The sequence below is a fragment of the Bacteroidales bacterium genome, from assembly GCA_017521245.1.
Classification (GTDB): domain Bacteria; phylum Bacteroidota; class Bacteroidia; order Bacteroidales; family G3-4614; genus Caccoplasma_A.
Genome location: JAFXDI010000052.1, coordinates 17,844 through 31,322, shown reverse-complemented (window position 1 = coordinate 31,322; position 13,479 = coordinate 17,844). Strand labels below are relative to the sequence as shown.

Below are 13,479 nucleotides of genomic sequence, written 5' to 3'. Positions count from 1 at the left end.
ACAAGGTATGGATGCTCCCGATGCAGTGGTTAACAACAATATGGCAGCAACAATGGATGTTGCAGGATTTAACTACCGTCCTCACAAATATATTGAGAATTACAGCAAACTCCCTCAACAAATAATTCTTGGTAGTGAAACTGCATCAACATTGAGTTCGCGTGGAGTATATAAATTCCCAGTAGTGCGTCGCTCAATGCACAAATACGAAGATCATCAAGCATCATCATATGATGTAGAGCATTGCGGTTGGTCAAATCTTCCTGAAGATGATTGGATTCAACACGAAGATTTACCATACTGCATAGGAGAGTTCGTATGGACAGGATTTGACTATTTAGGAGAACCAACACCATACTATTCAGATTGGCCAAGTCACTCATCATTGTTTGGTATAATTGACCTTGCAGGACTTCCCAAAGACAGATATTACCTATATCGTAGTCACTGGAATAAAGATGAAGAGACTCTTCATATATTACCTCACTGGAACTGGAAAGGTAGAGAAGGGGAGATAACTCCAATATTTGTATATACAAATTATCCCACAGCAGAACTATTTATCAATGGCAAGAGTCAAGGTAAACGCACAAAAGATATGAGTGTTACTGTTTACAATAGTGCCGATTCAGCATCAGCAGCCGACTTAAAACGTTTAGCTCGTTATCGTTTAATGTGGATGGATACCAAATATGAGGCAGGAACAGTTAAAGTTGTTGCATATAACGAGAACGGAGAAGTTGCTGCGGAGAAAGAGATTAAGACAGCAGGTAAACCATACAAAATAGAACTTATTCCCGATAGAACAGAAATAACTGCTGATGGTAAAGACTTATCTTTTGTTACGGTTAAAGTTGTTGATAAAGAGGGTAACCTTTGCCCAGTTGCTGCTAACCAAATTAAATTTAAAGTTAAAGGTAATGGTAAATATGTAGCAGGAGCAAATGGTGATCCAACATCACTTGAATCATTCCAAAAACCAACAATGAAAGTATTTAACGGAATGATGACAGCAATTATAGGTTCAAATGAAATTCCCGGAACAATTACTCTTGAAGCAACTTCAAAAGGTCTTAAAAAAGGTACAGTAACAATAACCGGAAAATAACAATTATTATATTTTTGATTAAGAGAGTATCTGTATGGTACTCTCTTTTTTTTGTATCTTTGCAAAAGATAACTCCAGTGTTTAAAATGAAAAGCAGAGACATAATAGTATCCAAATTAACACAAATTACATCCTTATTAATAACTATATTTCTAATATGTATAATAGCGATTAATAGGGATAAACAAGTTTTCGGAATTTCAATTGAAGAAAAGAAAAAAAACAACAATATAACATTCTCCAATGGTAACACAATAGTAAACACATCAAATATAGTCAGTGACATTAAAGGCTTTGCAGGAGCAACACATTTAGAAATTCACATTAATTCAAATGGTATAATATCTAAAATAAGACCTCTAAAGAATAGCGAATCTCCTCGTTTTTTCAATACTCTTGAAAAGAATGGATTATATGCAGAATGGGTAGGTTTAACCCCACAAGAAGCATTAGAGAAGCAAGTAGATGCAATATCAGGAGCAACATACTCTTCAAATGCTGTAATTAAAACATTTAACTCTGCAATGGAGTATGTGATAAATAACAAAATAGTATCTTCCTATGATATTACTGAGTTCTTTTCAATAAAAAACATTATAGCAATATTAATTATTTTATTTTCTATTACACTACCTCTTTTTACAAAAAATAGAATCATTAGATATTTACAACTAATTATTAATATTCTTATATTGGGAGTATGGTGCGGAACATTTTTGTCATTATCAATGATTGTCAATTTTGTTTCAAATGGTGTTGACAATATCAATATAATAATACCATTGCTTCTTATTATCATAGCATTTATCTATCCACTATTTGGCAAAAAACAGTATTATTGCACATGGGTGTGTCCGTATGGGGCATCTCAGGAGATAATAAACAGTATATCACCATTTAAAATTAACATATCAAATAAAACCAATAAGATACTTAAAATAGTACAAAAAATTTTGTGGATTATAATTATGTTTATAATGTGCTCAGGTCTATACTTTGACATAATGGACTATGAAGCATTTACAATTTTCATCTATAATCAAGCATATATTCCTGCATTAATAATTGGTTTTACATTTTTAGTATTATCTTTGTTTGTCAAGCGACCTTATTGTAAATATATTTGCCCTACTGGATATTTAATACGTTTCGCTGAAAGGAGTAATTATAAAATAAACAATAAATAAAATAGGCATGAAGAGGAGAGATATTCTTTTATCATCATGTGCATTGTTGGCAACAATGTCGTGTTCAAAACCCGAAGAGAGCAAATTAAATGTAATTTATATTTTAGCAGATGATCTTGGCTATGGAGATTTAGGATGTTATGGCCAAGAAAAAATAAAAACACCCAATATCGACCGAATGGCAGAGCAAGGTATGCTATTTACCAATCACTATGCAGGATGCACTGTTAGTGCTCCATCAAGATGCTCTTTAATGACGGGTTTACATACTGGACACTCACAAATTAGAGGAAACAAAGAGTTATATCCCGAAGGTCAACAACCTATGCAAGAAGGGACATACACTGTTGCTTCATTAATGAAAGATGAGGGATATACAACCGGGATCTTTGGTAAGTGGGGCTTAGGATACCCAAGATCAGTATCAACTCCAAATGCAATGGGATTTGATGAGTTCTATGGATATAATTGCCAAAGACAAGCACATACATACTATCCAGAGCATCTATGGCATAACAACGATTCAATAGGTATTCCCGAAAATTTGAATAATGGTCGTGCAGTATTCTCTCAAGATTTAATTCATGAGAAAGCTTTGAACTTTATTAGGGAAAACTCTAATAAACCATTCTTTGCAATGCTGACATATACACTTCCTCATGCCGAATTAAACCTACCTCATGACTCAATATATGCAATGTATGAGAATAAATTTGAGGAAGTGCCATATAATGGATGGCAAGGTTATCACAAATCAGACAAGCCATACGCTTCGTTTGCAGCAATGGTTTCTCGATTAGATATGTATGTTGGAGAAGTAATTGAAGAACTCAAAGAACTTGGAATAGACAAAAATACTATCGTAATATTTACAAGTGATAATGGTCCTCATTGCGAGGGTGGTGCAAATCCGGATTTCTTTAAGAGTTATGGACCTCTCAGGGGTACAAAGCGAGATGTTTATGATGGAGGTATAAGAGTTCCGTTTATAGCATGGTGTCCGGGAAAAATTGCTGAAGGTGTAAAAACTGACCATGTATCTGCATTCTGGGATTTTATGCCAACACTTGCCGACATTGCTAACTCTTCAAAAGAGTTAACCACTGATGGAATATCATATTTACCAACTCTTCTCTCAACAAAAGAGCAAAAAGAGCATGAGTACCTATATTGGGAATTCCATGAGTTAGGAGGACGCAAAGCACTTAGATCTGGAGATTGGAAGCTAATAAAGCAACCAATAAACGGAGAAACAGTTACAGAACTATATAACTTAAAAGAGGATATTCACGAAGATAAAGATTTAGTAAATGAATATCCTGAAAAGGTAAAAGAACTTGAACAATTAATGGATGGAGCAAGAACTCACTCCGATATGTTCAATTTCGGGATACAAGTTCAATAATAATCACTTTAGAAGGTTGAAGGTTATCTTAACATTAGTTTGATAACCTTCATTTTTATAAATACAGGGGTATTAAATGATATTTTATGGAGTATCCTTAATCTCTTTAAATTTATCTTTAGTTGCTCCACACTTCGGACATACCCAATCATCGGGAAGATTCTCAAATTCAACACCTGGCAATATACCTCCAATAGGATCTCCTATCTCCGGGTTATACACCCACTTACATTTAGTACAGATAAATTTTTTCATAAATTTAATTTTTAAAATAAAAAAATAGGGGCTCTCCAACAATTGTGTTAAGACAACCCCTTTCTTAAATGTTTATTTTAATATTAAGCTTCTTCAAACATATCTTTTCCAACTCCGCACAATGGACATACCCAATCATCTGGAATATCTTCAAATTGTGTTCCAGGAGCAATACCTCCATCAGGATCACCTACTTCAGGATCGTAAACCCAATCACATACTGTACAAACATACTTTTTCATAGTTTTATAAATTTTATTGTTATAACAAGTTTATAATATAATTAGTTCTCTCTTTAATTTTATACAGCAAATTAAATTTAAATAATTGACATAATCAAACATATTTATTCTATATTTGCATTGATAAAACCGATTAAGAAATAAATTAAATTTTTATGACACTACAACAATTAGAATATATAGTAGCGGTTGATAAATATAGACACTTTGTAAAAGCTGCCGAATCATGCGAAATAACACAATCTACACTGAGTTCACTAATCCAAAAGTTAGAGAATGAATTAGATATTATAATATTTGACAGAGCAAGCCATCCTATTAAACCAACATCCATTGGTGAAGAGGTTATTGCACAAGCAAAAGTTGTATTATTTAATGCTGAGCAATTGAAAGAGTTGGTTAAACTACAAAAAGAGGAGGAGAGTGGTACACTTAAAATAGGAACAGTATCAACTATTGCGCCATATATTCTTCCAAAATTATTCAAAAAATTATCTACTGAACACCCTCAGATACACATATCAGTAGAAGAGGCTCGCTTAGCAACTATCATAGAGAAACTGGGAAAAGCTGAAATTGATATAGCAATTTTACCTACACCATTAAACAATAACGAACTACTTGAAATACCATTATATAATGAAAAATTCATGGCATACGTATCTCCTAATGAACCTTTTTTTGATAGGGAACAAGTATGTGTAAGCAAGATGCCTACCGAAAATCTATGGGTATTACAAGAGGCTTATTGCCCAAATAATAATAAATTTAGTTTTTGCTGTAAAGAACGAGGAAATGCTGCAATATACGAAGCAGGAAGCATTGAAACATTAGTGAAGATTGTAGATGAAAACGGAGGGTTTTCAATTATTCCAGAATTACACATACCACTACTAACAACTGAACAGCAACAACGAATAAAGCCTATGTGTAATCCCGAACCATCAAGGGAGATTGCCTTGGTTATCAGGAAAGATTTTGTTAGAGAACGTTTGCTAAATATAATAGCAAAAACTATTATTGAAGTAATTCCAGAACATATGATAAACGAAAGAGTAAAGAAATATAGTATAAAACTATAGATCTTTACTCCCTAAACTATTCAAAAATTTTTATTATTTACAATATTGAATCAATAACCTCTTTAAGTTTGTTTTTAGGAAGTCCGCCAACCATAATTTGCGGATTCTTACCCATTGGAATAAACAACAAAGTGGGAATTGTTCTAATACCAAAAGCAACAGCCAAATCCTCTTCTTGATCTACGTCTACTTTATATATATCAACTTTGCCAGCATACTCATCAGAGACTTCATCAAGAATAGGAGATAGAGCTTTGCAAGGTCCGCACCATTGTGCATAAAAATCAACAACAGCAGGTTTGTCTCCCAAAAACTTCCATGAATCACCATTCTCTTCAATATTCGAAACTCTTTTTAAAAATTCATCTTTAGTTAAATGTATTGTTGCCATAATTATAAATATTTAATTTGTTAATACTATCTTTTGTTTTACAACACAAAAATAAGCGATATGTTTAAATCTATCAAACAGATTTTGTAAATTGCATTATTGATAATATAGATATTACATAGATGCTATTCATAATTACTAATTGAAAATTGATGCAAAATAATAAATATGTATAAAAAGCTATTTAATAAAACTTTATTACTTTTGTAATATTGAAAAACATTATGATTATGCAAGAAATAATAAATCTTATAAACGAAATGTCCCCATATCTCTTATTGGGATTTTTACTAGCAGGAGTAATGAAAGCATTTGTCCCCGAGACCTTATATAAGAGATATTTATCTAATAATAATTTTAAATCAGTATTAAATGCAACGCTTATAGGAATTCCTTTACCACTTTGTTCATGCGGAGTATTACCCACCGCAATGGGATTATATAAACAAGGAGCTTCTAAGGGTGCTACAACAGCATTTTTAATAGCAACTCCGCAAACAGGAGTTGATTCAATAATTGCAACCGTTTCGTTAATGGGTTTACCTTTTGCTATATTAAGACCTATTGCAGCATTGGTAACATCAATATTCGGCGGAGTATTAGTTAATAAGTTTGATAAAGAAGATAGAGTTATAATTGATAATGATAATGAAACTATTAAAACTAAAGAGAGACTATCTATTAAAGAAAAAATTATAACTACATTCAAATTTGCATATATTGAAATGATGCAAGATATAGGAAAGTGGTTAATAATAGGTCTTCTTATTGCTGGAGCAATCACCGTATTTGTTCCAGAGTCATTCTTTGCTCTATTTTCTGACAACTCACTACTGAGCATACTATTTGTATTACTATTTGCAATTCCTATGTATTTGTGCGCAACAGGTTCTATTCCTATCGCTGTTGCTCTTATGTTAAAAGGATTATCTCCTGGTACTGCATTAGTTATGTTAATGGCAGGTCCGGCAATAAACTTTGCATCTATATTAGTATTAAATAAAATTTTAGGTAAAAAATCATTAATAATTTACCTTTTATCTATTATTTTTTGTTCAATTACCTTTGCTTTAATTATTAACAACCTTTTACCTCGTGAATGGTTTACATCACACTTGAACGAAATTAAAGATTGTTGTATAAGTTCAACACCAATATTTAATATTGTATGTACTATACTTCTATTCATTCTTCTAATAAATGCATTCATTCTAAAATATTTTGTAAAACATAATTGCAATTGTTCCAACTCAAATTGTAGTTGTCATGGAAGTATTAAAGATGCTCCAACTTTAAGTAAAATAATTATAGATGGAATGAAATGTAATCACTGTAAAGCAAATGCTGAGAATGCTATTATGTCGGTTAACGGAGTAACTAATGTATCTGTTGACATTGTTACCGGAGAGACAACAATCTATGGCAACTTTAACCTTAATGAAGTTATTGATTCCATTGAGAAATTAGGATTTAAAGTTCGGAATAAAGATATTCAATAAACCATTTAAAATGTCAAAATTCTCAAAAATTACAATTTTGAGAATTTTTTCTACTTACTTTTTATTTTATGCAAGTTTCTCAGTAATAGAAATTTGCATAAAATTTTTACAACCATTTGAGACACCAAAACGGATTGCACACATTTACAACAATTGTGTAATTTAAATATTTTATCTAATTTTGCCGCCGATTTGTTGCAACACTAAGAGATAAAGCAACAACATATTATTCACAAAACTTAAATTAGATGAAGAAGAGAATTTTACTAGGATTAACACTATTAATGGCAACAACATCTGCATTTGCCGGAGGTTTATTAACAAACACTAACCAAAGTGCTGCTTATGTGAGAAATCCATCAAGAGATGCTGCAATAGACATTGATGCGGTATATTACAATCCTGCTGGAGTAGCATTTTTAGACAAAGGATTTCATATCTCATTGAATTACCAAGCAGCTGTACAAAAACGACAAATAACATCATCTGCTAATTATTTTCAACTTAACTCGAACAATCCAACACAAGAGAGATATTTTGAAGGAAAAGCAGCAGCACCCATTATTCCATCAATACAATATGCATACGTAATTAATAATAATTGGTCAATAGCCGCACAATTCTCTGTTGTTGGAGGTGGCGGAACATGTGAGTTTGAGAATGGATTATCAATGTTTGAGGGTATGATTGGAGGTAGTGTTGCTCAAAAAGGTGGTAGTGCTTATACAATAAACCAATCATTGACAGGAAAACAAATTATTTATGGATTCCAAGTAGGAACTGCATATAAAATCATTGATCAACTATCAGTATCTGTTGGAGTACGAGGAGTATTTGCAAGTATGGGATATGAGGGAAGTATGACTGGAATTACTGCAAACGGATTAAACTCACAGCAATATGCAGCAATTGCACAACGATACCCAAATACAAGTGTTGAGTATGCTCAAATGATGACTTTCGCAGGAATGACATCAGATTACACCCTTGATTGTAATCAAAAAGCATTTGGAGTAACACCTATACTGGGTATAGACTTTAAGATGGGACAATGGAATGTAGCTGCAAAATATGAGTTCCGTACAAAACTAAATCTTAAAAACGAATCTAATAATAGTGCAAATGTAGATATGTTGATGCCCGAATACAAAGACGGAGCAGAAGTTCGTTCAGATATTCCTGCACTATTTACTATTGGTGTAGAATATTCTCCTATCAAATCGTTAAGAATTAGTGGAGGTTTTCACCACTACCATGACAAGGCCGCTAAAGGTGCAGCAACAAATGTAGATAAAAACACTATTGAAGGGTTATTTGGTATAGAATATGATGTTCATAAGGTTGTTACATTAAGTGCTGGTATGCAGAGAACTAAGTATGGCTTTAGCGATGAACAAATGAAAGATACAAACTTCAATCTAAATTCATGGTGTTTAGGTGTTGGTGCTCAATTTAATTGTACTGATTTTATGAAAGTAAATGTGGGATATTTCCACTCTTTCTATCAAGATCGTGATGTGGCAAACGCAAATGGAGCAGGCTTGACAAATAATTATAATCGTAAAAACGACTTAGTTGGAGCAAGTCTCAATTTTAATTTCTAAGATTGGAACAATATACATATTAAGACATAAGCCCCTAATGGGGCTTATTTTTTTATATAATGATTCACAAATATTCAATATTTATTTTTTAGTTTTGTAATATAAATTAAATATTGTAGAGAAAGATATGTCTGTTAAGATTGATAGCGAAGATAATTATAAGGATAGTGCAGAAAAGTTATATTCGTATTTAGAATCATCACTTCAAACTTTACCTGATTACAAACTATCATATTCTATTTTAAATATTATATATGGTAGAATATTAAACCAAAACACATCTTTTGTAACAATTAAACTAGTAGGGAGATTTGCAAAAACAGAATATCTTTTAAAAGAGTTCAAGGCAACAAGAGAACTCTCATATATGATAAATGATTTTAGAACAAGAATAAAGAATATTAATGATTATTCTGATGATGCTTTAAAAAAAATATATCTATATGATTTAAAAACGCTCTCTCAGTTTATTTCTTTAATTTACAACACTCCTGTTCCACAAAAATTATTTAATCATTTTCCAAAAGATAAACTATTAAGAAAAAGAGAGAATAATAACATTGACTATATAAGAGTTATTGTTCATAATTGGGATAATGAATACATATATTGTATAAGTGAAGAGGATAGAGATAAAGAAATCAAAATATATTACGGAGCAGAATGTGGTGTATATAAATACAATTGGAGTTATATTTCTGAATTACTATATGAGAACGCACAACTAAATATTATCAAACCAAAATTCGAAAATGATATAATAATTCCTGAACTTATAATTTTTGAGCCGGACTATTTAGTTGATATATCATCAATAGCACTATGTTTTGAATCGTATGCCGAAGATGCAATACTATACCTAATTAATAAAATAAAACCAAATGTAACATCCGAAGCTATACTCTTAGGAAATTTAGCAAGTCAATTTTTGGATGAAGAGATACACTCTAAAGATTTAAGAGTACCGTATAATGATAGTATAAAGACTTTTTTCAAGAATAATGCACTATCATTATTAGCTGCAAATATTAGCCAAGATTTCCATCTAAATGCAAAAAATCAGAAAACTAATATACAAAAATCAATAGGAGAGGAGTTACCTAAGATAGTATCTTCAATAAACTTTGATAATATTCTGTTAGAACCATCATTCTTCTCTGAGATGTTAGGCTTACAAGGACGTATGGATTTACTACAATCTGACTTTTCTCTATTAATAGAGCAAAAATCTGGTAGATGTGGATTCCCTCAATTAGATACTGATACACCAATTGCACTTAAAAAGCATTATGTTCAGATGCTTCTATATATGACAATATTACGATATAACTATCCTGAACAATACAAAGAAAATAACAACAAATTAAATGCATTCTTACTATATTCAAAATATAAAAATAGTCTATTAGGTTTAGGATTCGCTCCGGAATTAGTATTCCAATCAATTAAGATTAGAAACGAAATTGTACATAACGAATACAAATATGCTGAGGAGGGTATTCATATATTAAAAGAATTAACCCCTGAGAGAATTAATAGTAAAAACATCAACAATAATTTATGGAATAAATATATATACCCTCAACTCTCAACATTATTGGCTCCTATACAAAATGCTACTGAGTTAGAATTGGAGTACTACTTGCAATTTTTAAAGTTTATTGAGAACGAACATATATATTCAAAAGTAGGAAATAAACAAAAAGAGAATAGCGGTTTTGCATCTAAGTGGCACGATACTCTTGAAGAGAAACTAAATGCTGGAAATATATACGATAAGCTAACACTTATAACCCCATCAATTAACCATATAGGAATAGTAGAAGAGGTAGAATTAGAGTTTAAAGAGACAACTAACCACGATATAGCAAACTTTAGAGTTGGAGATATAGTAATATTATATCCATACTTAAAAAACACCTTGCCCGATTTAAGAAAAACGATTGTTCATCGTTGCACAATATCATCAATAAGTACTGATTTAATTAAATTATCATTAAGGGCAGTACAATCTAATGCAAACATATTCATTAAAGATTTAGATAAGGAGTGGGCGATTGAGCACGATTTTTTTGAGTCATCATACAACGCTCTATATAGGGGTATGCATACATTTATCTCTGCACCAAAAGATAGAAAAGATTTAATTTTATTACAACGCGCCCCAATAGTAGATAAATCAAAGAGACTTAATGGAGAGTATGGAAAATTTAACGAATTAGCATTAAGAGTAAAACAAGCAGAAGATTTGTTCTTAATTATTGGCCCTCCTGGAACAGGTAAGACATCATTTGGATTATTGACAACGCTCAAAGAAGAACTAACAGAAGAGAATTCAAATATACTTCTATTATCATATACTAATAGAGCAGTTGATGAAATATGCTCAAAACTTGTAGAAGAAGATATTGACTTTATACGCATAGGAAACAAAAACTCTTGCGATAATAGATATAAAGAGTTTCTATTAGAAAACAAATCAAAAGATTGTTCTAACGTTAGAGAATTAAACACTCTTATTACAAATACACGGGTTTTTGTTGGAACAACTGCAGCGCTAAACAATAATTCCTCGCTATACGATTTGAAACAATTTAATCTTGCAATTATTGATGAAGCCTCACAAATTCTTGAGCCCAATATTATAGGTGTACTATCAGAAGAAAGGAATGGTGTACCAGTAATTAAGAAATTCGTAATGATTGGGGATCATAAGCAACTACCAGCTGTTATTCAACAACCAAATTATGAATCTAAAACTGATAATAAGATATTAAACGATATATATTTGACAGATTGTTCTCTATCTCTATTTGAGCGATTATTAAGGAAATATAAATGCAATGACTCAGTAACATATATGCTAACAAAACAAGGGCGCATGCATTATGAGATAGCAGAGATTCCAAACAAACAATTCTATAACAACAATTTAGATATAGTACCCTTACCTCATCAGATTGAAAAATTTGAAACTAATGAGTATTCTGATAAGTTATCAAACATTTTATCATCCCATAGAGTTGTTTTCTTTTCAGCCAAGACTCAAGAAAAGATAATTGCAAACAAGGTTAATAAAGAAGAAGCAGAATTAATAGCACATATTATATATAGATTATATAATTTAAATAAAGATAATTTTGATATAGATAAAACCGTAGGAGTTATTGTCCCGTATCGAAATCAAATTGCAACAATAAAACACACATTACAAGCCCAATATCCGGGGTTTGGGTTTGAGAATATAACAATTGATACAGTGGAGCGTTTTCAGGGAAGTCAAAGAGAACACATTATTTACGGCTTTATCATACAAGAAACATCGCAACTCAAATTTTTGACTGAGAATACCTTTATAGAAGACGGATACCTTATCGATCGGAAACTAAATGTTGCCATGACTCGAGCAAAAAAACAACTAATATTTGTTGGAAATTCTGATTTGCTTTCTATGAATTCTTTATATTCGATATTAATAAACTATTTAAAGGAGAAAAACTCATACTTTCACTATACAGATTTGTAATTTTATTTTACTAATTATCAATATGTTATAAAATATCATAAAATTTTTCTTCAAAAAAATTTGCAGAATAATAAAATTATTGTACTTTTGTAATGATTTCAAATATGTAATTATTGTAATTGTTTATGCAAAACAAAAAGGAAATAAACGAGAGTGGACAAGAAAGGTTAATGAGATACGGCATAAGACCTTCTGTACAACGTTTGGCTATTATGAACTATTTAATGGAAAACAGAATACATCCAACCGTTGACCAAATATTCTCTGATTTATATCCAACAATGCCAACACTATCAAAAACTACAGTATATAATACACTTAAACTATTAGTTGATAGTGGAGCTGCATTAATGCTAACAATAGATGAAAAAAACACAAGATTTGATGCGGAAATAAAACCCCATACACATTTTATGTGTAACCAATGCGGTTCAGTAACAGATTTAAATATAAATCCACCAATTTTAAAAGGGAATTATATTGATGATTGTGAAATACTGAATTCTGAATTATATGTGTATGGATATTGCCCTGAATGTAAAAAGAGAAAAAACTAATTAAATAAACTAATTTATAAACAATTTAAAACGAAAAGATTATGGCAAAGAAATGGATTTGTACAGTATGTGGTTATATTCATGAAGGTGAAACTGCTCCCGAGAGATGTCCTCTATGTAAAGTTCCAGCAGAGAAATTTCAAGAGAAAGTAGAAGACGGAAAATTAGAGTTTGTTCAAGAGCATGTTATTGGAGTTGCAAAAGGTTGCGACGAGGAGATGATTAAAGATTTGAACAATCACTTTATGGGAGAGTGTACTGAGGTTGGTATGTATTTAGCAATGAGCCGTCAAGCAGATCGCGAAGGATATCCTGAAATTGCAGAAGCATTCAAACGTTACGCTTGGGAAGAGGCTGAGCATGCTGCAAAATTTGCAGAACTTTTAGGAGATGTTGTTTGGGATACTAAAACAAACCTTGACAAGAGAATGAATGCTGAAAGCGGAGCATGTGCAGATAAATTCCGTATAGCAAAACGTGCTAAAGAGTTAAATCTTGATGCAATACACGATACCGTTCATGAAATGGCAAAAGATGAAGCTCGTCACGGAAAAGGATTTGAAGGTCTATTTAACAGATACTTTAAAAAGTAATAAAATAAATATAGTGATTAAAATAGTGAG

At 31.4% G+C, this 13,479-nt stretch carries 12 protein-coding genes; 9 read left to right on the top strand and 3 right to left on the bottom strand.

All coding sequences use genetic code 11. The features are described from left to right. The 3 genes from IKK64_08575 to IKK64_08565 form a co-directional block, all read left to right on the top strand. Positions 1–1,108: DUF4982 domain-containing protein (locus tag IKK64_08575; protein MBR4120112.1), on the top strand; the 1,108-nt coding region annotated here is incomplete at its 5' end. Between the two features lie 86 nt (positions 1,109–1,194). Then, positions 1,195–2,295, top strand: a complete 1,101-nt coding sequence (locus tag IKK64_08570; protein ID MBR4120111.1) for a 4Fe-4S binding protein — start codon at positions 1,195–1,197, stop codon at positions 2,293–2,295. A gap of 7 nt (positions 2,296–2,302) precedes the next feature. Continuing rightward, positions 2,303–3,700: an arylsulfatase gene (locus tag IKK64_08565; GenBank protein ID MBR4120110.1), complete on the top strand. Its 1,398-nt coding sequence runs from the start codon at positions 2,303–2,305 to the stop codon at positions 3,698–3,700. 84 nt (positions 3,701–3,784) lie between these two features. On the opposite strand, the gene IKK64_08560 is transcribed toward IKK64_08565, so the two are convergent. Continuing rightward, entirely contained in the window at positions 3,785–3,955 is a 171-nt protein-coding gene (locus IKK64_08560) for a rubredoxin (protein MBR4120109.1), read from the bottom strand. Between the two features lie 83 nt (positions 3,956–4,038). Continuing rightward, positions 4,039–4,197 (bottom strand): rubredoxin, encoded by a 159-nt coding sequence (locus IKK64_08555; GenBank protein ID MBR4120108.1) that lies wholly within the window; start codon positions 4,195–4,197, stop codon positions 4,039–4,041. A 155-nt stretch (positions 4,198–4,352) separates the two neighbouring features. On the opposite strand from IKK64_08555, the gene IKK64_08550 reads away from it, so the two are divergent. Further along, on the top strand, positions 4,353–5,279 hold the full coding sequence (locus IKK64_08550; GenBank protein MBR4120107.1) for a LysR family transcriptional regulator: 927 nt from the start codon (positions 4,353–4,355) through the stop codon (positions 5,277–5,279). A 37-nt stretch (positions 5,280–5,316) separates the two neighbouring features. Here the strand turns inward: IKK64_08550 and trxA are convergent, their stop codons facing one another. Then, positions 5,317–5,670: a thioredoxin gene (trxA, locus tag IKK64_08545; GenBank protein ID MBR4120106.1), complete on the bottom strand. Its 354-nt coding sequence runs from the start codon at positions 5,668–5,670 to the stop codon at positions 5,317–5,319. Between the two features lie 230 nt (positions 5,671–5,900). On the opposite strand from trxA, the gene IKK64_08540 reads away from it, so the two are divergent. The 5 genes from IKK64_08540 (at position 5,901) to IKK64_08520 (ending at position 13,449) form a co-directional block, all read left to right on the top strand. Next, positions 5,901–7,169: a permease gene (locus IKK64_08540; protein MBR4120105.1), complete on the top strand. Its 1,269-nt coding sequence runs from the start codon at positions 5,901–5,903 to the stop codon at positions 7,167–7,169. Between the two features lie 248 nt (positions 7,170–7,417). Then, on the top strand, positions 7,418–8,773 hold the full coding sequence (locus IKK64_08535) for an outer membrane beta-barrel protein (protein MBR4120104.1): 1,356 nt from the start codon (positions 7,418–7,420) through the stop codon (positions 8,771–8,773). 127 nt (positions 8,774–8,900) lie between these two features. Beyond that, complete coding sequence (locus IKK64_08530; protein MBR4120103.1) at positions 8,901–12,299, top strand: AAA family ATPase; 3,399 nt, start codon at positions 8,901–8,903, stop codon at positions 12,297–12,299. Between the two features lie 125 nt (positions 12,300–12,424). Continuing rightward, complete coding sequence (locus IKK64_08525; protein MBR4120102.1) at positions 12,425–12,856, top strand: transcriptional repressor; 432 nt, start codon at positions 12,425–12,427, stop codon at positions 12,854–12,856. Between the two features lie 41 nt (positions 12,857–12,897). Further along, the gene (locus IKK64_08520) at positions 12,898–13,449 is read left to right on the top strand and encodes an NADH peroxidase (GenBank protein MBR4120101.1); all 552 of its coding nucleotides are present in this window, start codon (positions 12,898–12,900) and stop codon (positions 13,447–13,449) included. The last annotated feature ends 30 nt before the right edge of the window (positions 13,450–13,479 follow it).